Here is a 23,375-nt window from a genome sequence, read left to right as displayed (position 1 = left end):
GCGGGCCGGACGACCGGGGAGGAACGGGCTGCTCATGCCTGGTCGGCGCCGCGTCGTCGGCGCAGTGCCAGCACCCCGGCCACGGCCAGGAGCGCCCCGCCGCCCAGGGCGGCGGCGGGCGCGACGGGGAATCCGTCGCCCGAGGCGAGGCCGCCGAGGCCGGCGCCGACGCCACCGTCGGGGTGGAGCGAGTCGGCCTGGTTGACGGCCGCGGTGTTGGGGAGCGCGACGTAGGGGAAGCTGTCGCCCGGCTCGCGGTAGGGGGTGTCGACGGCGTCGCCGGCTGCCAGGGCGGGCACGATCTTCCCGGTCTGCGCGGCGCCTTCGAGTGCCTGGATCTCGATGTCGACGACGTCGTCGTTGAGCCGGCGGCCGTTGGGGAAGCCCGCCAGGTCCTTGCCGAGGACGCTGAGGCGGTTGGGCTTGGCGGCCGGCGGGACGGACATGTTCAGGCGCAGCGTTTCCGCGGGGACGACCGCGGACTTGTCGACGTCCTGGTTGAGACGCTGCGAGTTGAGGTCCGCCTTGATGGGGCCGCACTCCTTGCAGATCCCGGTGAGGAAGATCTCGACGAGGTCGTTGCGCGGCGTGGCGGGGGCGGGGACCTTGTAGATGCCCTCGATGAGCTTGGGGACCATGGGGTCCTTGACCTTGTCGACGACCGGCGTGACCGTGGCGTCCTTCTCCGGGCTGAGCGCGTTGAAGGCGTCCTTGAACTTCAGCGGCACGACGACCTCGTTGACGAGCGGGTTGCCCAGACGGGACACCTGCCGCCACTCGTCGGTGTTTCCGTCCTTGGCCCGCGCACCCCGGGCCCCGGTCGCCTTCGCGTCCTCGCTGTCCTTGCCGTCGGCGCCCGTGACGTCGGCTCCTCTACGGTCCGTGGTGGACCACACGCCGATGACGGGGTTGCGCTTGGCGTCGCCCTTGAGCGCCAGCGTCGACTTGGGCACCTGGATGGCGAGGGTGTTGATGTTGTAGCCCGCCAGCGTGTTCTGGCCGGTCTCCGAGAGGTCGCCCCCGTACAGGAGGTCGAAGATCCGCAGGTCCAGGAAGAACGGGTCGGACGCCTGGCCGGCGAAGGTCGTCCCGCCGCCCGGCAGCGGAACCACGGCCTCCTTGCGCAGGGAGGCGTAGTCGGGCATCGAGGCCTTGCCGACGTTCGAGGGCGCTACCGGGGAGTCCTTGAGGAGCGTCTTGGTGGTCCCGCTGCTGTCGGTGACCTTCAGGCTGTAGGTCTGGCGGAAGTTCAGGGTCTCGTCGTTCACCGACTTCACGACACCGGTGTTGTAGAGGAACTGGTCGGCGTCGTCGCGGACGTGGTCGGTGAACTCCCACGTGTACGTCGTGTCCGGCTTGCCGTCGCCGTCCGCGTCGATCTTGATGTTGTGGCGGGCGTCCTCGGCGAACGGGTAGAAGTTCGGTCCGCCGTTGGGCTCCTGGAACGGGAGCCAGTTCGCCACCAGGGTGACGGTGTCGGGCTTGTCCGGGCTGGTGAAGGCGTAGACGTCGGTGTTGTCCGCCCTCGGGTCCCCGGCGATCAGCGGCGCCTCGCGGTGACTGGAGGCCGAGCTGGAGGCGGGAGCGAGGCCGGTGGCCGCCGCCGCGGTCAGCAGGGCCAGTGCGCCGGTGGCGGCGAGGGTGCGTTCGGCCCGACGGGACGCGGGGCGGCGTCGGAGCATGCGGGGAGCGTGCATGGGGGTCCGTTTCCGGTGAGAGCCGCTTGCCCTCCGGTAAGTCCAGGTGGGGCGGCTGGGAGCTGAAGCTTCCGAGCGCCGTATGGGCCCGCGTGAGCTCGTCCTGAGCAACGAGGAGAGCGCCGCCGAAGTCCCATGATGTGACGCTGGGCTGCCCTCAGGTCACCATGCGTGTGTTGCGCCCGCAACGACGGCTGAGCTGAACGGGCGCGCCCCGGTCAGGGCCCGGCCCGGCCGGATGGAATCGCTGCGGCGGAGGCTCAGGCGTGCGCCATCTCTCCCGCGGTTGCCAGGGGCAGGGAGCGCAAGGCGTGCACCAGGTCGGGCCAGGCGGAGATGTGGGCGGCGATGACAGGATCGCCGGCTACGAGAAAGGCGAGATGACGAACGGCGTGCGCTACGACGTGGCCGACTTCCAGGTCCGGTGGGGACGGATGGCCCGGCCTCGGGGAGCGGGCGATCCGGTGCGGGTCCGGGAGCGGGGTGCCGGGCCGGTCCGGAGCGGGGTCCGGGTGGACGAGGTAGGTCAGCGTGACGCCGCCCTCGGGAGTGGCGCGCCAGCTGGTGGAGTGCACCATATGCGTCTCGTCGTGTTCGCCGAGGAGCGCGAGACCCCTTGCGGCACGGTCCGGGCTCACTCCCCTGCCGAGCGCCGTGATCAGCCGGCGATAGGCGAAGCCCTCGCTCGGGTCGTGCCGCAGCAGCACCACTTCGACGGCGACGGGCGGCGCATCAGGCGCTTCGTGGGGGGGCGAGCGGCATCGTGCACGGCTCCAACATCGGCGGGATGGTCCGGAGGGCAGGGACCCTCTGCCGATCTTATTGCAAAGACTATGTAAGTGCGCAAATCGTCCTAAAAGGGCTCGATGGTGGTCTCTATGCCTGCGGACGTGAGCCGGTCTGCTGGTCGTCGGTCTCTTCCTCCCACCGCCATTCGCTGCCCTCCGCGGTGTCGTGCAGCCGGACGTCGCCGTCCGCCACGGCTTCGCGCACGTCGTCCGCCAGGTCGTAGGCGCCGTCCGCACGCAGCCTCCTGCGTAGGTCGAGAAGGGGAACCAGGATCCGCCCGAGGGTGCGCTCCGGCTCACTCAGACCGCGTCCGGCGGCCCGGGCGAGACGGCGGATCAGGCCGTGCAGGACCGTGCGGGCCCACTCTCCGCCCTGGTCCTCCTCCATGTCGGCGCTCCACGCGGCGATCACCGACTCGAGCTCCACCGCCACCTCGGCCATGGCCCCGGCGTCCCGCGCCCCCTGCGCCGAGTCGAACCGCGACTCCGCTGCCGCGACGGCCTCCCGCAGTGTCGCCGCACCCCCGGCGCCGGCCGTGGTGGCGCGGCGCCGACACCGCCATCGCTATCGGTATCGGTATCGGTATCGGCAGGACGGCGAGGCAAGGGGACCACCGCGGGTTCCGTTCCTGTCACCAGGTCGCGCAGTTGCTCCGGGGGCAGCGTGGTGCCGCCGGGCACCAGGAGGCCGGCTCCCCGCCGCCGGATCGTCATGACACCTCGGCCCCACACACGTACCAGCGACGTACTGAGATCGAGGATGACAGCCGTGTGCTCATCGATCCCGAGGACGGCGCTCTCTTCGGGGAGTTCCTGCTCCAGGGCGGCGAGGCGGGGTTCGCCCAGGTAGCAGAAGCGGGTGTCGTGCGTGCCTCCCTCGGCGTTGTCGTAGTGCGGGATCACCGCGACCGGCAGGCCGAGCGCCCCGAGCAGATCCAGCCCGGTGAGCCATGCGGGAGGATGTCCGGCCTTGTACACCTCGTAGACGGGCAGCGCCGCGAACCCCACGGTGCACGCCGCCGCGGAGGCCATCACCGTCACGCCGTACCCGCGTGCCACCCGCTCGCGCAGGATCTCGCCCAGACGCAGGGTGTGCCAGCGGTTCAGTGCGTACGACGGGCTGCCGGGCCCCGAGAACACCCAGTCCGCCCTGCGCACCAGGTCGCGTACCTTGTCCGCATCGTCGGCGCCCGGCGCACCGATCGAAGGGGCGTCTGCGCTCGTGTCCGGAGCGACCACTGTCGCGAGGCCCACGGAGCGTCGGAAGTATTCGCGGGCACGGATGGAGATGTCGTCGCGGTTGACCTGAAATCCGTACGGTGTCTCCAGGATCACCGCATCGGCGTCTTTGCCCAAGTGGCCGACGAGTTCCCTGTGCAGGGTGACCATGGTCGGGCTGGTCTCGCCGGAGCCCATCAGTACCAGAAGTCCGTTCCCAGCGTTCACGCTCACCCCGCCGCCTCCGCTCGGGGTGAGCGGACCTCCTATGCGTACCCGGGGCGCATCCGCCGCATGCCGCCGCCCGGTTCGCGGACGGTCGGCTGTCGCCGCATACGAGGAGGGAGCCTCATGGACGCGCTGCGGATGCGTCGCGCGGGCTCCTCGCGGTGGTGGAAGAGGGGCTGCCTCCTCGGTATGTGGCTTCTCCCGCGAGACGGTCGGCGGCGGCTAGCCGTTCCCGGTTGCCGCCCGCAGGGTCAGGCCGAGGCCGACGGCGACGACGAGGAGCGAGGTGATGACGGGTCCGGTCCGGACCAGCTTCCGGAGCAGGGGGTTCTGGCGGAGGGTCCGGGCGCGGTCATGGCTCTCGATGCGCTCGCGCAGGCGTACGAGGAGGAGTCCGGCGAGGGTGAGGGTGGCGGCCATTCCGAGCCCGTAGCCGATGACGAGGAGGACGCCGAAGGCGGTGCGTCCCAGGGCGACGGCGCCGAGGAGCACGACGAGGGCGGAGGGGCTGGGGACCAGCCCGCCGGCGATACCCATGCCGATGAGGCCGGGGCGGCTCGTGCGACGAACTTTTCGGGGAGCCGTCGATGTGTCGGCCGAGTGGTGTTCGTGGTCCGGCGGGGCGAGTGTCGCGACCGCGGAAGTCGCATGAGGTTCCCCGGTCGACGCGCTGTCACGTTCGAGGGCCGGGGCGACGGGCCCGTGGTGATGAGAGCTGTCGGCCCCATCGTCGTGAGCGTGGCCATGGCCGTGGCTGTGACCGTGCTCGTGGTCGGTGTGGCCGTGGCCATGGCCGTGCTCGTGGTCGGTGTGGCTGTGACCGTGACCGTGCTCGTGGTCGGCATGGCTGTGGCTGTGGCTGTGGCCCGGGCCGTGATGATGGTGGTTGTGCTGCGGCCTGCCCCGGAGGGCTCCCGTGAGGAGCCAGAGACCGATGCCGGTGACGAGGAGTCCGCTGGCGGCTCCGAGCCACATCAGGACGGCCTCTCCGGCCAGGTGGGTGGAGACGGGCAGGGCGAGTCCGAGGACGAGCACGCCGGCCGTGTGCGTCAGCGTGACGGTGGCCCCTACGGTGAGAGCGTCCCGCCTGGTGCCGCGGCGGCCCGCGAGGTAGGCGGCCATGATGGTCTTGCCGTGGCCGGGCATCGCCGCGTGGGACGCCCCGAGGACCAGCGCCAGGAACAGAGCCAGGAGCCCCACCGGCAAGGTGATCTCGCGGGCGCCGACGAGCGAGTCGAAGGCCCCGGTGACCTTGGCGAGCACCCCGCTGATCACATCCGCGCCGGGGAGGTCCGCCACCACGGCCGGGACGACGCCCGTGCCCTGCCCGGGTTCGCTGCGCAGCGATGCCGTGCGCTGGTCGAGCGGGGAGGCGAGGGGGTCCTGCGGGTACTGGCGCAGTTCGCGGGTGGCGGAGGCCGCTGGTACGTCGGTGCGGGTGATCCTGACGCCCTGGCCGCTGGCGGTCATCTCGTGCCAGCCGATGCGGGTGGTGTCGTAGTCCGTCTCGGCTCGGATGCCGGTGGGCTCGGTGAGAGCGGCCCGAGTGGTCAGCTCGCAGGTGAGGCGGCTGGTCTTCAGACCCGCTTCCCCGTTCTCGTACACCAGGGCGGCCGAGGACTGCTTCCAGTCCGCCCGGATACCGTCCAGGCTCAGGTGGAGCTGTCTCCTCAGACCGGAACACGCTTCCTCGGCGTAGGCGCGCGACTCACCGTCGCTGACGGCGTCGTCGTGGTCGGAGTCGACGACGGGACGCTCCTGGAGCGCCGCGATCTCCGCGCGGTCGACGACGATCAGGGCGTCGATCCGGTCGGGTCGAAGGACGAGCCCCGTGTGGTAGTTGACGCTGAAGTTGCCCAAGGGGTGGGCAGCAGCCGCGGGGGCCGCCGCCACGCTCGCGACGGCGGCGAGGATGGCGGCGGTCAGCGTGGTGACGGCTTGGCGCAGGGTGTGGTTCATGGCGTGGTGTCGATTCGCTGGAGCAGGTCACGGGCGGCGGTGGCGTGCAGGGGGTGGAAGGCAGGCTCACGGAGTGCTTCGGTCAGGTCCCGGCGGGCGGCTTCGGTATGGCCCAGTGCGTGATGGACGACGGCGCGGTGGTAGTGGAAGAGCGCGCTGCGCATCCCCGTGGCCAGGGCCTTGCCGGCTTGGACGAGTGCTTCGGTGTCCCGGCCGGCCAGGTGCAAGGACCAGGCGTACGCGTCGTGGACGGCGACGAAGGGCCGGGTGCGCAGCGTCTGTTCGGCCATGGTGACGGCGCGTCGTGGATCGCCGTGATCCGCTTCGAAGAGGATGGCGTCCGTGTCGGCCGGGTCGCCCGCGGCTTGTCGGATGCGGTCCTGTGCGCGCAGGAGGGTGTACTGCGATTCGGCCTGTTCGCGGTGGCCCAGGGACTGTTCGAGTTCGCCCAGGCCCAGCAGGTAATGCGGCAGGGGCGCGACGGCGACGGCCGCCCGGTAGTCGGCGAGGGCTTTGGCGGTGTCGCCCAGGGCCAGGTGAGCGCGCGCCCGGGTCTCCAGGAGCGCCGAATCGCCCGGGGCGGCCCTGAGCCCGGTCCGCGTCCGGGGCAGGGCGGCTCGTGGGTCGGCGTCCTGGAGGTCCAGGGTGGCCAGGACGTTGTGGGCGAACGAGGTGTCGGCCCGGCTCGCCGCTGCCGCCAGGGACCGGCGCATGAGGGCGCGGGCCCGGTCGGTCTGCCCCTTCAGCTCGAAGGCGTAGGAGGCGCGGGCCAGGGAAGCGGCGTCCGGGCGCAGGTCCGTCATCTTCTGGACGGCCTCGTCGGCTTCGTCGTAGCGGCCCAGCTGGGTGTACGCGTCGGCCAGGACTCCGTAGGCGGAGGAGCTGTACGGGCCACTGGCGGTGGCCTTGCGTGCCCAGCGCAACGCGGCGGGGAAGTCGTGGCGCGCCGCGGCCAGGGCGCCCATGCCGGTCTCGGCGTCCGTGTTGTCTTCGGCCTGCACCGTGAACGAGGTACGCAGCGCCTTCTCGGCCCGGTCGTAGGTGGCCGGGTCGGCGGTGGCACGGGCCTGCTGGACGTAAGCCATTCCCAGGGCGGCCCAGCCCCCCGGATCCTTCGGCAGGCGGGTGACCCGGGCCTGGAGCGCCTCGATCGACCCACGGGGTGGAGAAGCCCCGGGCCGGCCTTGGCCCGACGTACGGGAAGCAGTGGTCTGATCGAGCGCCGGCATGACCGCTCCGGCGGCGAACATCGCCGCGCCCAGGGCCAGGGTGACCACGATGTTCCGCAGCCGCCTGCCGCCGTGCGAGGCGGGTGGCGGCCGGCGCGGGGGTTCGGTGTGGTCCGGGTGCACGAGTTCCCTCCCGAAGGTTCGATACCGCTGGAGCCGCGGTGCCCGGGCCGGGCGGCGTTCTTCGGCCCGGCCCGGGCACCGTGTCAGATGTCCGTCGCCCGCCGGGTCAGCTGTCCTTGCCCCGACGGCGGAGGCGGAAGCCGCCGACGCCGAGAAGGAGCGCGCCGGCTCCGGCGAGCGCCGCGGCCTGGGTGGTCTTCGTGACGGGGGTCGCCGCGGTGTTCTCCATCGAGGACTGCTCGGCGGTGCGGCCTGCGGCGCCGGGGCCGCGGTTGACGTTCTTGGTGTGCGGCAGCGCGACGTAGGGGAACGAGGCGCCGAACGGGACCTCGTTGGCGTTCACCTTGTCGCCCTCCGCGAGTTCGGGGACGAGAACGCCGGTCTGGGCGGCGCCCTCGACGGCCTGGAGCGAGATATCGATGACGTCGTCGGCGAGGCGGCGCCCGTTCGGGAAGCCGGCCAGGTCGCCCGCGAGGACACCGAGGCGCTGAGGCTTGGCGGTGGGCGGCACCGTCATGTTCAGGCGCAGCTCCTCCGCCGGGACGATCTTCCTGAGCGGCGCGTCCTTGTTGAGGCGGTGAGCGTTGAGGTCGGCCTTGATCGGACCGCAGACCTTGCAGATGCCGGTCAGGTAGATCTCGGCGAGGTCGTTGCGGGGCGTCGCGGGCGCGGGGATGCCGTAGACCTGCTGGATGAGCTTGGGCAGGATCGGGTCGTACACCTTGTCGACGACGGGCTGGACGGTGCGGTCCTGGCTGGGGTTGAGGGTGTTGAAGGCGTCCTTGAACTTGATCGGGACGACGACCTCGTTGACCAGCGGGTTCCCGAGGCGGGAGACCTGCTTCCACTGCTTCGCGCCGCCCTTGCCCTTCTTGTCGCGGGAGTCGGCGACGGTGACGCCCGCGCGGTCGGTGGTCGACCACACGCCGATCACCGGGTTGCGGGAGGAGTTGCCCTTGAGGGCGAGCTGCTTCTTGGGGACCTGGATGGCGATGGTGTTGACGTTGTAGCCGGCCAGGGTGTCCTGCCCCCGCTCGCTCAGGTCGCCGCCGTAGAGGAGGTCGAAGACGCGCAGGTCGGCGAAGAACGGGTCCTCGGCCTGCCCCGTGTACGTCTTGCCGCCGCCCGGCAGACCGAAGGTCGCCTGCTTGCGCAGGGCCGTGTAGTCGGGCATCGACGCCTTGCCCGTGCGGGACGGGGCCGCGGGCACGCCCGACAGGAGCGTCCGGCTCTTTCCTCCGGTCGTGACGACCAGGTCGTAGACCTGGCGGAAGTTCAGGTCCGGGTCGCTCAGCGAGGTGACCTGGCCGGTGTTGTAGAGGAACTGGTTCGCGTCATCGCGGTAGCTGCCGCGGAAGCGCCAGCTGTAGGTGACGTCGGCGACACCGTCACCGCTGTTGTCGATCTTGATGTTGTAGCGCAAGTCGTCGCCGAACGCGTAGAAGTTCGGGCCGCCGTTGGGCTCCTCCATCGGGATCCAGTTCGCCACCATCGTGACGGTGTCGGCCTTGTCGGGGCTGGTGAACGCGTACACGTCGGTGTTGTCCGCCCGCGGGTCACCTGCGATCAGGGGCGCCTCACGGTGGCTGGAGGCCGCGCTGAGACCCGGGGCGAGGGCCATCGCCCCCAGTCCTGCGGCCAGGGTGGTGGCACCGAGCACGAGCAGGGACTGGTCCAGGACCCTCCGCGAACGGGGCCTGTCCTGTGAAACCTTCACGGCGTACCTTCTGTCTGCTGAACCCCTGCCGGGCATGCGTCGAGGCATGCGAAAGCGAGGGGTGGGCTGATGGGGATGGCGTTCGGTACCGCGGCGGGAGATTGCGAACCGAGCGGTCAGGCAGGAAGGGACGATCGACGGGGCGGCTCGAAACGCGGGCCCGTCTGCACCCAAAGACTGCGCAGCCGTAGACAAGCACGCCAAAACCCCGGCCCGTGCACACTCCGACCGGATTCCCAGGCCGGGCACGCGGTCCACGGAGGGTGAACAGGCCGGTGGGAGCGGTGATTCAGCCCAGCGGCATCCCAGGAAAATCAGCGACGACACAGTCGCCGACCACTGGGCCGAAAGGGACACACCCGCCTTATTGCAAGCCTCTCGCAATAAGGCCGACGGGGGAATTCACTCGTCCGGCGCACCGTGCTCATCAGGAAAGCGCCCGCCGCAGAGATTTCCGGGCACGATGGGTTCGCTTGCTACTGGCCGTGGCCGCCGGGCAGATCGGTCGTTCACCGGTTCTCCTCCCGGGAGGCACAAGAGCGCTTCGCAGAAGTTCTGTCGCAGCCGCTCATGGCCCCGTCCATGATCGCGGAGTCGACCACCACGGCTGCGAGGGCCGGCCTGATGCCGGCATCGGCGTCAGTGACCGCCTGGACCGCGTGGCCGAGGAGATCGGCCCACCGGGTCACCTGCACGCGCACGCTCGCAGAAGCGCATGATGCCTCAACCGAACCCCAAACTGATCACCATGTCATTCCTTCGGGTGGCGTAATCCCCGAGGGCACCGGGGCACGCCCCGGTAGCTGGCACGATGAGTCACGGCAAAGGATTTGATCACGCAGGTGCTCAGCCCTGCTCGATCGCACGCGTTACTACGCCGCCCCCCAGTGGTCCGCGGACGTCTTCTCTTCGTCGTGAGTAAGTAAGTGATGGGTACTCAGCGGCCGTGATCAGGGGTTCCCGGCCCCTTGCAGGAGGTTCCTCGTTGTCTCATCGTCAGTCAGCCGCTCGGCACGGTGGTGGGCCTGTGCTGCACCCCGACGGGGCGACGGATTCGCCGGTCGAGGTCCTGCCGGTCACGGCGGCACAGCGTGAGATCTGGCTCGCGGAGCAGCGCTCCCCGGACACCCGTCAGGCACTGCGTCTGGGGGAGTACCTGGAGATCTGCGGACCGGTCGATCCGGCGACTTTCGAGGCGGCACTGCGCCAAGTGGTGGCTGAGGCGGACGCGTTGCGGGTACGCCTGGTGCCCGGTGAGGACGGTCCTGTTCAGCTCCTGGAGCGTGAGCTGCCCTGGACCCTCTCGTTCGTCGACGTCAGCGACGAACCCGACCCGGGGGCCGCCGCACGCGCATGGGTCTCAGCCGACATGGCCAGCCCCATGGACCTCGCCTCCGGCCCGTTGTTCAGCTACGCCCTTCTGCAACTGGCGCCGGACCGGTTCTGGTGGTACCACACCTACCACCACGGGGCCGTGGACGCTTTCGGCTACGCCCTCGTGGCACGGCGGGTCGCCGACGTCTATACGGCGCTGACGGAGGGACGGCAGACCGGCCCCAGTCCCTTCGGCCCGTTGTCGGCACTGGTCCGGGCCGACCAGGACTACCGCGTGTCCGAGGAGCATGCGGCCGACCGTGCCCACTGGGCGCGGCAACTGTCCGGATGGACGAGGACCGCCGCGCCTACGCCCGGCCCCAGGCGCACGGCAGCCGTTCCCGGCCCGGTGAGGCAGGGGCGGTCCTCGGGAAGCCCGGCCCCCGCGCCCATCCCGAGAACGGAGTTGCGTCCGCTCCTGCGTCCGCAGGCGCTGAAGGCAGCGGCTTCGCGCGCCGAGGTCTCCCGTTTCCGTTTCGTGTTCGCCGCCATGGCGCTGTACACGCATCATCTGACGGGCGGGCGGGACGTGGTGGTCGGGCTGACCGTGGCCGGCCGGATGGACGAGGTATCCCGCACGACGCCCGGCATGCTTGCCAACAGTGTTCCCGTACGCCTGACGATCCGGCCCGACATGCCGCTGAGGGACCTGCTGGCCCAGGTCGACGACCGGATGCGCGAAGCGGTGGAACACCAGCGTTACCGAGGCGAGGACCTGTACCGCGACCTCGGACTGTCACGGGACTCCGGCGCGATGATCTCGCCGACGGTCAACCTCATCGGGTTCGACTACAACATCGCCTTCGCCGGCCACCGGTGCATCGCGCACAACCTCTCCTTCCCCCTGGGCAGCGATCTGATGATCATGGTGTGGGACCGCCGGGACGGCACCGGCCCGCACATGAGACTGCACGCGGCGCCCGGAGCGTACGGCGAATCCGACCTCGTGGATTCCCAGCGGCGTCTCCTGCACTTCCTGGCGAACCTGGCGGACTTTGACCCCGGTCTCCCGGTCGGTCTGCTCGACGTGCTGTCGGACGACGAGCGAAAGAGCCTGCTGGACCAGGGGGACGCCTCCGCGGCAGGCGTTCCCGCCGTTCCCCTGCCGACGATGTTCGAGGACCAAGTGCGGCGCACGCCGGATGCCGACGCGGTGGTGGCCGGCGACACGACGCTGTCGTACGGGGAGTTGAACGCGCGCGCGAACCGGCTCGCGCACGCCCTGACCGCTCGGGGCATCGGGGCCGAGGACGTCGTCGCCCTCGCTCTGCCGCGTTCGATCGACCTCGTGGTGGCTGTGCTCGCCGTGCTCAAGGCCGGGGCCGCCTACTTGCCCGTGGATCCGGCGTATCCGGCGGCGCGGAGGGAGTACATGCTCGCCGACGCCCGCCCGGCCCTGGTGATCGACGGTCCGCGGGCCGTGGCCGAGCTGTCGGAGGGGCGGCCGGTCACCGACCCGGGAATCGCCGTGGACCCGCGGCACCCGGCGTACGTGATCTATACCTCGGGTTCGACCGGGCGGCCCAAGGGGGTGGTGGTGACCCACACGGGCATCTCCTCCTTGGTGATGTGCCAGACGAAGTGCCTGGAGATCACCTCCGACAGCAGGGTGCTGCAGTTCGCCTCGCCCAGCTTCGACGCCTCGACGTGGGATCTGTGCGCCGCCCTGTTGACCGGGGCCGCGCTGGTTCTCGCCCCTGTGGTCGACCCCGTGTCGGCACTCACCGACCCCGGTACGCGCCTCACACATGCGGTCGTGCCGCCGTCGGCACTGGCCGTGGTGTCGGAGAAGGACGTGCGTGTTCCGACGTTGCTGGTGGCTGGAGAGTCATGCCCGCCGGGGCTGGTGGCGCGGTGGGCGCCGCATCGGCGCATGCTGAACGCCTACGGGCCGACGGAAACCACCATCATGGCCTCCCTGAGCAAGCCGCTGGTGCCGTCGGACTCGGCACCGCCGATCGGTCAGTCCGTCCCCGGCAGCCGCGTCTACGTCCTGAACAACATGCTGCACCCGGTGCCGTCGGGGACCGCCGGGGAGCTGTATGTCGCCGGCGCCTCTCTGGCGCGCGGCTATCTGCGCCGCCCGGCCCTGACGGCCGAGCGGTTCGTGGCCGACCCGTACGGTCCTCCGGGAACACGGATGTACCGGACGGGCGACGTGGTGCGGTGGTCGGCGGACGGCGAGTTGGAGTACCTCGGACGCACCGACCACCAGGTCAAGGTCCGCGGGTTCCGCATCGAGCTCGGAGAGGTGGAGGGCGCGCTGACCGCGTGCCCCGGTGTGGAGCAGGCCGCGGTGCTCGCCCGCGAGGACCGGCAACGGGGTGAAGTCCGGCTCGTCGCCTATGTCGTGGCCGGTGAGGACGGGACACAGCCGCGGCTGCTGCGCGAGCGACTGCGCGAGCGACTGCCCGGTCACATGGTCCCCTCGGCGTTCGTGCTGCTCGATGAGCTGCCGCTGACCTCGAACGGAAAACTGGACCGAGACGCCCTGCCGGAGCCCGGCGACGAGCCCGGCACGTCCGTCGTACGGCCACCGCGCACCCCTCGTGAACAGCTGCTGTGCGAGCTGTTCGCCGAGGTGCTCGGTCTGCGGCAGGTCGGCATGGACGCGGACTTCTTCGAAGCGGGCGGGCACTCGCTGCTGGCGATCCGCCTGGCCTCCAGGATCCGTGCCGTGCTCGGCGTCGACCTGAGCCTGAGCGTGTTGTTCGAAGCGCCCACGGTGGCCCGCTTGGTGGCTCGGCTGGACCGTGCGGACCGGCAGGAACGCCCGGCCCTGACCGCCCGGGAACGACCGGACCCCGCCCCGCTGTCCTTCGCCCAGCAGCGGCTGTGGTTCCTGCACCGGGCGCTGGGTCCGAGTGCCACCTACAACATCTCCGTGGTGCACCGTCTGACCGGCGAGCTCGACCGGGGGGCGCTGGAGGAGGCGCTGAGCGATGTGGTGGGCCGGCACGAGAGCCTGCGCACGGTCTTCCCGAACGCCGGAGGCGAGCCCTTCCAACGGGTCGTCGACGCGTCCGCGGCGCGTCCGCTGCTGCCCGTCACCGAGGTGGAGGACGAGGAGTCGCTGCAGTCGCGGCTGCGGGAAGCCGCCCGTTACCTGTTCGACCTGTCGGTCGAGTCACCGCTGCGCGCGGACCTGTTCGCACGGGGCCCCGCCGACCACGTACTGGCCGTCGTGATCCACCACATCGCCGCCGACGGCTGGTCCATGGCGCCGCTGACCCGCGACCTGGCGACCGCCTACGCCGCCCGGTGCCAGGGCCGGGAGCCGGCCTGGGAGCCACTGCCCGTGCGGTACACCGACTACACCTTGTGGCAACGTCGCCTGCAAGGTGACCCCGACGACCCCGACGGGCTTCTGAACCGCCAGCTCGCCCACTGGTCATCGGTGTTGGCGGGTCTGCCCGTCGAACTCGAACTTCCCTACGACCGGCATCGCCCTGCCGTAGCGTCATACAGCGGGGCCCGTGTCCCCCTGCGCATCGACGCGGAACTGCACACGGCGCTGACAGAGCTGGCGCGCCGGTCCGGAGCGAGCCTCTTCATGGTGCTCCACGCGGGTTTGGCGACCCTCCTGACCAAGCTGGGGGCGGGAACCGACATTCCTGTCGGCAGTGCGATCGCCGGCCGCACCGACCAGGCCCTGGACGAGCTGGTGGGATTCTTCGTCAACACACTGGTGCTGCGTACCGACACCTCCGGCGACCCCGCCTTCACCGAGCTGCTGGCACGCGTGCGCCGTACCGCGCTGGCGGCCTACGCGCACCAGGAAGTGCCCTTCGAGCGGCTCGTGGAGACGCTGAACCCGACGCGGTCACCTGCCCGCCACCCGCTGTTCCAGATCGCGCTCTCCCTCGACGCCGACGAAGCCACGTCATTCGCTCTTCCGGGCCTGCGAACGACCAGGATCCCGGTGTCGACCGCGACCGCCAAGTTCGATCTGGACATCGGCGTCCACGAACAACGCTCCGAGACGGGCGAGTGCCTCGGTCTGCACGGAACCATCGACTACGCCACCGACCTGTTCGACCACGACACGGTCCAGGACCTGGCCGCGCGTTGGGTACGGCTGCTGGAAGCGGTCGTCCAGCACCCGGAACGCCGGGTCAGCCGCATCGATGTACTGTCCGACAGCGAGCGCCGCCTCCTCCTCGGGGACACCGCCCGGAGCACGACGGCACGCCTGCCCGCGGGCACGATCCACGAGGTGTTCCGCACGCAGGTGCGCGCCGCCCCGGACACGGTCGCCGTCGTGGCGGACGACGCGACCCTGACCTACGCCCAGCTGAACGCCCGGGCGAACCGACTCGCGCACGCGCTGACCGCTCGCGGCGTGGGTGTCGAGGACGTCGTCGCCCTCGCGCTGCCGCGTTCGGGGGACCTCGTCGTGGCTGTGCTCGCCGTACTCAAAGCCGGGGCTGCCTACCTGCCGCTGGACCCGGAGTACCCGGTACGGCGCATCGCGGCCATGTTCGCGGACGCACGGCCCGCGCTGCTGCTCACGGACACGACCACCGTCGCGGCCGGCGATCTCGGTACGGGTACTCCGCGTCTGCTGCTGGACGCACCGGAGACCGAGGCGCTGTTGCGGGGGCTGCCGGACGACGACCCGATGACGCAGGTGTCGCCCGACGACGCGGCGTACGTGATCTACACGTCGGGATCGACCGGTACACCCAAGGGAGTCGTCGCCCGCCACTCGAGCGTGGTCAACGTGGCCGCCCAGTACCGGAACCAGGTGTTCGGACCCGCGGCCGAGCGCGTCGGAGCCCGAAGTCTGCGGGTCGCCCTGACCGCTTCGGTCTCCTTCGACGCCTCCTGGGGCCAGTTGGCGGCACTGCTGGACGGCCACGAGCTCCATGTCCCCGACTCCGCCACCTGGGCCGACGCGGACCGGTGTGTGGCATGGCTGACCCGACACCGGATCGACACGGTCGACGCCACGCCCTCGTACATGCGCATCCTGTCCGACCGCGGCCTGTTCACCGACGAGCGGTGGCGGCCGAGCGTGGCCGTGCTCGGCGGGGAGGAGCTGCCGGACCAGCTGTGGGCAGAACTGCGGGCGGTGGACGGGCTGGCGGCCTACAACATGTACGGGCCGACCGAATGCACCGTCGACGCGGTACAGGCGAGGCTGGAGACCGCCGTGACCCCGGTGCTCGGACACTCGGTTCCCGGCACCCGCGCCTATGTACTGGACACCGCGTTGCGGCCGGTGCCGACCGGCGTGACCGGCGAGCTGTATGTGGCCGGTGCCGGCCTGGCGCGCGGTTATCTCCGCCGTCCGGGCTTGACGGCGCAGCGATTCGTGGCCGACCCGTACGGCCCGCCGGGAACACGGATGTACCGCACCGGCGACCTGGCCCGCCGACGCACCGACGGACAACTGGTCTTCGCCGGTCGGGTGGACGACCAGGTCAAGGTCCGTGGCCACCGCATCGAACCCGGTGAGGTCGAGGCCGTCCTCTCCTCCCACCCCCGCGTCGCCCACGCCGTGGTGACCGCCTGCGGCGACCGCCTCGGAGAGACCCGCCTGGTCGCCTACGCGGTGCCCGTCACCGGGTCCGCGATCGACCCGGCCGGCCTGCGCTCCTTCCTCCTGGAACGCCTTCCCGCCTACATGGTGCCGTCCGCGTTCGTGGTCCTGGACGCCCTGCCCCTGACGCCCAACGGCAAGCTCGACCGTGCTGCCCTGCCCGCGCCGGACTACGCCACGGCCGCCGGAAGTGCCCGTTCCGCGCGCACCCCCGAGGAGCAGGCCCTGTGCGAACTGTTCGCGGAGGTACTGGACGTGCCCGCAGTCGGCGTCGACGACGACTTCTTCGCCCTGGGCGGTCACTCCCTGCTCGCCACCCGACTGGCGAGCCGGATCGGTGAGGCCCTGGCCGTCCCCTTCAGACTGTCCGCGCTCCTCGAGGCACCGACGCCCGCTGGACTGGCCAGGCACCTGAGTGCGGACGACCCTCACACCGTCTCCTCATGGGTGCCGGATTCGGAAGCGGAACTGAGCCCTGCCCTGCGTTTCCCCTCCGTTGCGCAGCCGCCCGGCGACCCGCGCGAGGTTCTGCTGACCGGGGCCACCGGTTTCGTCGGAGCCTTCGTCCTGTCCGAGTTGCTGCACAGGACAGCGGCCCGGGTCCACTGCCTCGTCCGTGCGCGGACCGACGCCCAGGCGCGTCAGCGTCTGGCCGAGACCATGCGGACCTACGGCATCGAGGCAACGCCGGACGATCCGCGGCTGAACATCGTCCGAGGAGACCTGAGTGCCCCCGGTCTCGACGTCGAACCGGCACGCTGGGCACAGCTGCGCGAGACGATCGACACGATCGTGCACAGCGGCGCGCACGTACACCACCTCTCGCCGTACGCACGGCTGAAACCTGCCAACGTGGAGGGCACCCGAACCTTGCTGCGCCTGGCGGGCGAAGGGCGGCCGAAGACGTTCCACCACCTCTCGACCCTCGGAGTGTTCCGGCCCGGCCAGGATTCCTCCCGACTGGTCACGGAGGACTGTCCGATCGACGGTGAACGGCACCCGTTCGGGAGGGGGTACGCAGCAAGCAAGTGGGTCGCCGACCGACTGGTGGAGCGTGCGTTCGAGCGGGGAGTGAGCGGTGGCATCTACCGGCTCGGCCGCATCTGGGCCCACACCTCGACCGGCGCCGTCAGTCAGGACGATATGTTCTCCCGGCTGCTCACCAGCTGCGCGGCTCTCGGCTGCTATCCGTCGGAACCTCAGTTCCAGGAAGCCGTCCTTCCCGTCGATGTCCTCGCCGGCGCCCTCGTCGAGCTGCTGCGCGACGGCGACCGAGCCGACCTCGTACACCACCTTCACCACCCAGGCAGCGTGGGGCCGGGTGCCTTCATGGCCGGTTACGACCGGATGCACGGGACGCGCTCCGAAGAGGTCCCGCTGACCGTATGGCTGAAGCGCCTGCGCCGGGCGAGCGAACGAGGGCAGGACTTGCCGATCCTGCCCTACCAGGCGCATTTCGAGGAGCAAGCCAACGATGCGCGAGCCGGTCAGCAGCCGACCCTGAAGTTCGACAACACCAGGACCGTCCACCGGCTGCGGAGGCTGGGGATCGCGATCCCCGAGATCGACGACGCCGCGGTCTCCAACTTCTGGGGCTTCGTTGAACGGTGAGGCGAGCCACGGGGAGCCGGGCACGGCATCGCCGCGGCTGCCTCCGCGAAATCCATCAGTGCACGACGTCCACGGGCGGCGGCGGAGGCCCGAGTCACTGCCGTGCCGCCGCGCACCCACCGGCGCGTCCGTTGAAGCGACAGCACAGTACTCCGAGGGCGGCATGACCGCCCGGAACCAATGATTGTGGCGATGGCCTTGCGTGGAAGCCCACCCGCTGACCCCCCGATGACACACCGTGCCGGTACGAGAGTGAGCATGCGGCCGCGCTCGATCGTTCCCGGCCGCCAGCGATGGGAAGTCGACCATGTCCGCGGCAGACCCGCCGCGGCGCGCCTGGCCCAGACCGCACTCCTCCAGGCCCCGGGCATCGAGGAGGTGCACGTCAACCCGGTCACCGGCCGGGTGCTGGTGCGGCACGACCGCACCCTCGGTGCGCGGGAGGTCGCCCAGTTGCTGCGCCGGGCAGTCGAACGGACGCTGACAGCCCTGCGCAGCACCGCAGCAGACATGCGGGGCCGCGACTCAGCACGACAGCCGAAGGAGACCGATGGGACGGGAACGCGTCACAGGCGCACCGGCCCCCACAGCGGCTCCGGAGCAGGACACCGCGGCGACGGAGGCGGCGCCGGACGCTGGCTTCCGAGGATGCTCGGGGCCGGAGGTGTGGCAGCGGCGGCCGTCGCCGGCGGGCCTCTCCTCCTGACGCTGCTCAGTCGCCCGCTGATCACTCTCGGCCTGGCAGCCGCCGCGACGGCAGCCGTCGTCCGGCGAGCGTGGCGCAGATCGGACAGCGCACACCAGGAGTCGGACGAACCCGCTCCGGACCGTCACGCCCTACGGCGCATCATCGGCCCGCACAAACGGAGGTTTCGCTGGGCAGCGTTGCTGTCCGGGATCGCGCAGCTGGGGGAGATGGCGCTGTTCGCCCTGAGCCCTTCGATCGTGCTGTTGCTCGCCAAGGGCGGTAGCGCCACCCTGGCCGGGCTGGGCGTAGCCGGCGTCACCGCCCAGTTGTCCGTTCTCGTCGGCGTCGCCGGGGCGGCCTGCCTCGTGATGGCGGCTTCCGGCTACGGCGCGAGCGTCATCTGGCGCCAGTTGGCGCAGGACATCGAGGACGACTGGCGCACCCGCACGTACGAGCATGTCCAGCGGGTGGCGCCGGCCGACCTGGAGAACGAGCGCGTCAGCCGGGTCAACGCCGTCCTGTCCGAGGACATCGGTCAGATCGGTGCCTTCGTCGGTTCGAGCATGCACGACGTCGTCCAGATGGGTACGAGCATCGCGCTGCTGGTTCCGACCTTCCTGCTGCTCGCTCCGCAGATCGCCTGGATCGCCTTCGTGCCCATCCCGCTCATCGCGTGGCTGTCCTTCCGCTTTCACGAGCGTGCGGTCGCCAACCAGGCCACCTCCGACGAGCAGCGAGCACGGTTGAACAGCCGGGTGACCGAGAACCTCCATGCTCATACCACCATCAAATCCGCGGTCACCGAAGACCACGAGATCGCACGTATCGCCGACCTGAATCGAAAGTGCAGTGAGGCCAATCGCTCGACCGGACGTAGCGCGGCGATTCCGCCCCAGATCCTGCGACTGGCCGGTGGTTCGGCTCTGGTCGGCACGGTGTTCCTCGGCGGCCGGGCCGTTCTCCGGGGCACGCTGTCGACCGCGGCCTTCGGTCCGCTGATCGAAATGCCGGGGATCACCATGCTGCGGCTGTCCCGACTGGGCAGCACAACCGACCAGTATCAGCGCACCGTCACCGCCCTGCGCCGGGTGGAGCGTCTGCACGACCTGCCTGTCGAACCCGCCGACGAGGGCCGCCGGATGCCGACCCAACAGGTGAAGGGGGAGATCGAAGTCCGGAAGGTGTCCTTCGCCTACCCCGGTCGGCCACCGGCACTCCGCGGCACCTCCCTGGTCATCCCTCCCGGCCGTACCACCGGCATCGTCGGCACCAGCGGCGCAGGCAAGACCACCATCGCCAAGTTGCTCATGCGCTTCCACCATCCCGACCATGGACAGGTACTGCTCGACGGTGCCGACGTACGCACCCTCGCCCTCCCCGATCTGCGCCGCGCGATCGGATACGTCACGCAGGAACCGTTCCTGTTCGACGCGACGATCGCGGAGAACATCCGCTACGGCGCTTTCCGCACCACTGACGATCAACTGGTCGATGCCGCCCGCACCGCTGGGGCCGACGCCTTCATCGACACCCTGCCCGACGGCTACGCCACGCGGGTCGGTGAACGTGGCGCCGCGCTCTCCGGTGGGCAGAAGCAGCGCATCGCGCTGGCCCGTACCATCCTGAGCGATCCGCCGGTCATCATCCTCGACGAGGCCACCTCCGCCGTCGACAACGAGACCGAGGCCGTCATCCAGCAGGCCCTCCAGGTATTCGGGGCGGACCGCACGATGATCGTCATCGCCCACCGGCTGTCCACCGTCCAAAGCGCCGACCAGATCTATGTCATGGGGCCTGGCGGAGTGGTGGCCGAACAAGGTACGCACGAGGAGCTGGTGACGCGCGGCGGCACCTACACCACCTTGTGGAAGCTGCAGGCCGGCAAACCGGCCCTTGTGTGACGTGGAGGAACCGCATCTGCCGGTCTTCCAAGAAGCTTGTCATTCGTTCGGGTGGCTACGACTCACAACAGCTGGAGAACAGCTGCTGACTTGGAATGATGGATGTCTGAAGCAGGCCTGGCCGTGTAGTTCAACGCAGCGCCAACTCGTCCGTCCACGCGGGAAGGCCACGAACCATGGCTGTGCCGTCGAGTGTGCTGGGGGTCAGCCACGCCGAGTGTCGGTCGAGGCGCGGGATCCCCTGAACCGCGAGCCCGGACCCGCTCACGCACCCCGTCCGATCGCGCCGCCTGCCGCCTGCCAACGCCACGCTCACCGGGGCCCGGTGAGGAGAAACAGGAGAGCTGTCATGACGCACGCGACCAACCCGTTCGAGGACGATGAGGCCCGTTTTCTGGTGCTCGTCAATGACGAGGGCCAGCACTCGCTGTGGCCGGCCTTCGCCGATGTACCCGACGGCTGGATCGTTGCCCTTCGGGAGGAGACCCGGCAGGTGTGTCTCGAGTACATCGACAGGGCGTGGACCGACATGCGACCGCGCGGCCTTGTCGAGGCCACGGACGGTGGACGGTGAGGTGGTCGGCAACAACGGCCGGCGAGTAACGGTCGACGCACCACGCGCCGTTCGCCGACGCGAGGGCGACGAGCTCCCCGGCAGTCCGATACCTGGGCCCGCCCCTGCGTGCCGACTACCTCCTGCCCGGCTCTCCGGGCTCGCTGAGAAGCACGACAAGCTGAAGACCACGGGCGCTTGGCTGCCACCAACTGTGTGCGTTTCCGTGCCGTGAACGATTGGCGAGCCCCGGAGGGCCTTCGCCTCGGTTGTATCCGCTCATCCTCAAGTCGCCTAGGACACCGCCGTGTTTTTCTCAGAATCCGCTGTCGCTCTTTCCCGCCACCCCGGCCTGGAGGACTTCACTTCCCGAGTCGCCGCCTTTCTCGACACGAACCTGCCCGATCCCGTCACAGAGGAGACAGCTCGGCCACCATGGCTCGATCTGCGTAAGCGCGCCGCTCATGCCGGCTTGACGGGGTTCGATCTCGCGCGGACACCGGCCGTGCCGGACAACGGCCTTGGCCTGGCGGGCGGCCGGAACACGGACGCGATCGTTCCCCCCGGCCTCGGGCGAGTGGCCCAAGGACTGGCGATGTTCCTGGCCGGGCGGCGGGACTGCGACGCGCGGGAGATCTTCAGCTCGGGACACGGTGCCATGGCCCTGCGGTACGGCACACCCGTCGTCGTGCAGGAGGTCCGCGACCGCGTGGTGCACCGCGGCGAGCTGGCGGGCGTGGCGTCGAGCGAACCGCACTCCGGGTCGGACCTGCGCGGCTTGCGGACGGTAGCGGTCGACCATGGCGACCATCTGCTGCTCTCTGGTACGAAGGGCCTGGTCAGCCGAGTGGAAGAGGCCAGCGGCTTTGTCGTCTTCTGCAAGGTGGTCGGGGCGGGGGAGGCCGCCGCGCATGACACCGACAGCGCGTGGCTGCGCGAGGTGCCCCTGTCGGCGCTCTGGGTGCCGACAGCGACCGCCGGCATCTTCACCGACACCACCACCCCCTTGGGCCTGCGGGGTTGGAGCATGGGCCATCTGCACTTCAACCACGTACGCGTCGGCAAGGACCTCCTGCTCGGGGCCCCCGGCGACGGCCGCTGGATCTTCGACACGCACTTCTCCAACTGGCGTCTGATGATGGCACTGGTCTGCCTGGGCGCGGCGACCGCCGCGATCGAGGAGACGATGGCTCGTGCCTGCCGACGCAGTGTGGGCCGGACGTCCCTGGCGAACGTTCCCTCGGTCGCGTCCCGGCTCGGCACCGCGGCAGCCGAGGTCCAAGCAGCCATTGCGTGGTGCTTCTCCCTGCTGGAGCGGATGGGAAAGAACGGAGACGACGTTGACGTGGCGGCCTGCTCCGCCGCCAAGGCCCTCGCTACGGACGCTGCCTATCGCGCCGTCGACCTCGCACTCCAGCTGCACGGCAGCGAGGGGTACACCAGCTGCACCCCCATGGAGAAGCGCCTTCGGGACATCCGGGGGCTCCGCATCGCCGACGGGCCCAACGACGCCCTGTACAGCGTCCTGGCCCAGTCCCTGCTTGCGGACTCCCGACCTGCCGTGTCCCTGGTGGCTCAGCGCCAAGCATGAGCTGCGGCCCGCCCTGTCGATCAGAGCCCGCCGATGCGGGGTGCGCTGAGCCTGAACAACGGTCCTTGCCGGGTGCCCAGGCCGACTGGGCCCGCGCACCCGGCAAGGACCGCCGGCTCGCGCACCCGGTTGGCCTGAGATTGTTCCGAGGATCGAGCATGGCGCGGTCGAGTAGCAGGGGAGAGCGACCTGCTCAGGAAAGCTTATTCTTGAGCATCGCAAGATAAAATGGGAACTTCTTCACAGCCGCTTTCGGTACCACGTAAACCTCTTCGTTGCCGCGCGAGTGATCGTTGATGACCAACATGCATTTCCCTTTCGCGTGGCGCAATTCGGCGGAATAGAGAACTTCCTCGACTGTGGTTTCGTCCACCGTGGAGGACTCGCCGGGCGCGGATGCCTTCGTAAACAATTCTGCCCCAATCCGGACTTTGATATCTAGCAGGTTGCTCCATGTCGCACGCTAGGCCAGCCGGAGTTGGAAGAGATCACCCAAAGGCGAGGGTGCACCCGAAAGGGTGAACATCGTGGATCATCCTGGTGGGGCGTCCCATCGGAGCGTTAGGGTTGAGTTGTGAGGACACTGTCGGAAAAACCCGACAGACTACGAGAAGGGCTGCACCGACTATGCTTCCTTTGATTCCTGTTTTCTTGGTTGGAGCGGTATCAGCGCCTCTCATCAAGAAGATCGCGCGCGGGACTGTTAAGTCTTCCGTGAAATTGGTGCTGGACGCCAGGCGAGTCGCCCACGAGATCAACGAAGATCTGAGTGACATTGCCGCAGAGGCGACCGCCGAAGTGTTCGCCGCCGATCTGCAGGAAGGATCGGAGATGCCGCGTCAGACCGTAAAGAAGGCGCGCTCGAGTACCGCGACCGCCTAAATCCCGGCCCTTTGTGGTGAGTCGGACGAGTCGTTTGTAGCAGAAAAGGGCTGCGGCGAGTCCGGCAAAGGCCAGGTAGTCGCGAGGGCGTTCGTTGCGGTGGTGGAGTCTGCGGTAGTCGGTCGGTCAGCACAACGCGTTCTCCAGATTGTTCCTCTCCTTCATCCGCCGCGCTGAGCTGACCGGGGGCCCCGGTCGGAGGCTTCAGGAGAGCGAGCTGGAGTCGGCCGGCCGGGGGCTGCCCCGGTGATAGTGATACGGGAAGTCCTGG

Annotated in this window: 14 protein-coding genes and 1 pseudogene; 5 read left to right on the top strand and 10 right to left on the bottom strand. The window is 69.9% G+C overall.

The features are described 5' to 3' along the window. Nucleotides 1-32: 32 nt before the first annotated feature. The 8 genes from AB0F29_RS27735 to AB0F29_RS27700 all read right to left on the bottom strand — a co-directional run bounded on the left by AB0F29_RS27735 (nt 33) and on the right by AB0F29_RS27700 (nt 9,660). Nucleotides 33-1,682 carry a DUF4331 domain-containing protein gene (locus tag AB0F29_RS27735; protein ID WP_361877246.1) on the bottom strand — a complete coding sequence of 550 codons (1,650 nt, stop codon included), beginning with the start codon at nt 1,680-1,682 and terminating at the stop codon, nt 33-35. 275 nt (nt 1,683-1,957) lie between these two features. Further along, a complete protein-coding gene (locus AB0F29_RS27730) occupies nt 1,958-2,404 on the bottom strand; it encodes a hypothetical protein (protein ID WP_361877243.1) in 447 nt (148 codons plus the stop codon). A gap of 169 nt (nt 2,405-2,573) precedes the next feature. Continuing rightward, nucleotides 2,574-2,912 carry a hypothetical protein gene (locus tag AB0F29_RS27725; RefSeq protein WP_361877240.1) on the bottom strand — a complete coding sequence of 113 codons (339 nt, stop codon included), beginning with the start codon at nt 2,910-2,912 and terminating at the stop codon, nt 2,574-2,576. Further along, a complete protein-coding gene (locus AB0F29_RS27720; protein ID WP_361877237.1) occupies nt 2,894-3,874 on the bottom strand; it encodes a hypothetical protein in 981 nt (326 codons plus the stop codon). Before AB0F29_RS27720 ends, AB0F29_RS27725 begins: the two co-directional genes overlap by 19 nt. 279 nt (nt 3,875-4,153) lie before the next feature. Beyond that, nucleotides 4,154-5,890, bottom strand: a complete 1,737-nt coding sequence (locus AB0F29_RS27715) for a nickel transporter (RefSeq protein ID WP_361877234.1) — start codon at nt 5,888-5,890, stop codon at nt 4,154-4,156. After that, nucleotides 5,887-7,242: a tetratricopeptide repeat protein gene (locus AB0F29_RS27710; RefSeq protein ID WP_361877231.1), complete on the bottom strand. Its 1,356-nt coding sequence runs from the start codon at nt 7,240-7,242 to the stop codon at nt 5,887-5,889. The genes AB0F29_RS27715 and AB0F29_RS27710 overlap by 4 nt, the downstream gene beginning before the upstream one ends. Before the next feature lie 106 nt (nt 7,243-7,348). Continuing rightward, nucleotides 7,349-8,959 (bottom strand): DUF4331 domain-containing protein, encoded by a 1,611-nt coding sequence (locus AB0F29_RS27705; protein ID WP_361877228.1) that lies wholly within the window; start codon nt 8,957-8,959, stop codon nt 7,349-7,351. A gap of 509 nt (nt 8,960-9,468) precedes the next feature. Continuing rightward, entirely contained in the window at nt 9,469-9,660 is a 192-nt protein-coding gene (locus AB0F29_RS27700) for a hypothetical protein (RefSeq protein WP_361877225.1), read from the bottom strand. A gap of 326 nt (nt 9,661-9,986) precedes the next feature. Here AB0F29_RS27700 and AB0F29_RS27695 point away from each other — a divergent pair, with 326 nt between their 5' ends. The 4 genes from AB0F29_RS27695 (at nt 9,987) to AB0F29_RS27680 (ending at nt 22,222) form a co-directional block, all read left to right on the top strand. Continuing rightward, on the top strand, nt 9,987-17,489 hold the full coding sequence (locus AB0F29_RS27695; RefSeq protein ID WP_361877222.1) for an amino acid adenylation domain-containing protein: 7,503 nt from the start codon (nt 9,987-9,989) through the stop codon (nt 17,487-17,489). 258 nt (nt 17,490-17,747) lie between these two features. Then, on the top strand, nt 17,748-20,078 hold the full coding sequence (locus AB0F29_RS27690) for an ATP-binding cassette domain-containing protein (RefSeq protein ID WP_361877219.1): 2,331 nt from the start codon (nt 17,748-17,750) through the stop codon (nt 20,076-20,078). A gap of 349 nt (nt 20,079-20,427) precedes the next feature. Then, a complete protein-coding gene (locus AB0F29_RS27685; RefSeq protein ID WP_361877216.1) occupies nt 20,428-20,652 on the top strand; it encodes an MbtH family protein in 225 nt (74 codons plus the stop codon). Between the two features lie 451 nt (nt 20,653-21,103). Continuing rightward, a complete protein-coding gene (locus tag AB0F29_RS27680; RefSeq protein WP_361877213.1) occupies nt 21,104-22,222 on the top strand; it encodes an acyl-CoA dehydrogenase in 1,119 nt (372 codons plus the stop codon). A gap of 193 nt (nt 22,223-22,415) precedes the next feature. On the opposite strand, the gene AB0F29_RS27675 is transcribed toward AB0F29_RS27680, so the two are convergent. Beyond that, the gene (locus tag AB0F29_RS27675) at nt 22,416-22,595 is read right to left on the bottom strand and encodes a hypothetical protein (protein ID WP_361877210.1); all 180 of its coding nucleotides are present in this window, start codon (nt 22,593-22,595) and stop codon (nt 22,416-22,418) included. Between the two features lie 278 nt (nt 22,596-22,873). Between AB0F29_RS27675 and AB0F29_RS27670 the strand changes: the two genes are divergently transcribed. Continuing rightward, nucleotides 22,874-23,104 carry a DUF5132 domain-containing protein gene (locus tag AB0F29_RS27670; RefSeq protein ID WP_361877276.1) on the top strand — a complete coding sequence of 77 codons (231 nt, stop codon included), beginning with the start codon at nt 22,874-22,876 and terminating at the stop codon, nt 23,102-23,104. A 12-nt stretch (nt 23,105-23,116) separates the two neighbouring features. Here AB0F29_RS27670 and AB0F29_RS27665 read toward each other — a convergent pair. Further along, a pseudogene (locus AB0F29_RS27665) lies at nt 23,117-23,227 on the bottom strand (IS5/IS1182 family transposase); the annotation flags it as partial. Between the last annotated feature and the right edge of the window lie 148 nt (nt 23,228-23,375).

Origin of the sequence: Streptomyces sp. NPDC026589 (assembly GCF_040638385.1) — a bacterium.
Taxonomy (GTDB): domain Bacteria; phylum Actinomycetota; class Actinomycetes; order Streptomycetales; family Streptomycetaceae; genus Streptomyces.
The sequence above is the reverse complement of the archived record's forward strand: the minus strand, read 5'-3'. Positions and strand labels throughout refer to the sequence as shown.

Bases quoted from the DNA above. Each gene is read 5' to 3' on its own strand.
- AB0F29_RS27735 (WP_361877246.1), bottom strand. From the start codon at position 1,682: ATGCTCCGACGCCGCCCCGCGTCCCGTCGGGCCGAACGCACCCTCGCC.
- AB0F29_RS27720 (WP_361877237.1), bottom strand. From the start codon at position 3,874: ATGGTCACCCTGCACAGGGAACTCGTCGGCCACTTGGGCAAAGACGCC.
- AB0F29_RS27685 (WP_361877216.1), top strand. From the start codon at position 20,428: ATGACGCACGCGACCAACCCGTTCGAGGACGATGAGGCCCGTTTTCTG.
- AB0F29_RS27715 (WP_361877234.1), bottom strand. From the start codon at position 5,890: ATGAACCACACCCTGCGCCAAGCCGTCACCACGCTGACCGCCGCCATC.
- AB0F29_RS27690 (WP_361877219.1), top strand. From the start codon at position 17,748: ATGCGGCCGCGCTCGATCGTTCCCGGCCGCCAGCGATGGGAAGTCGAC.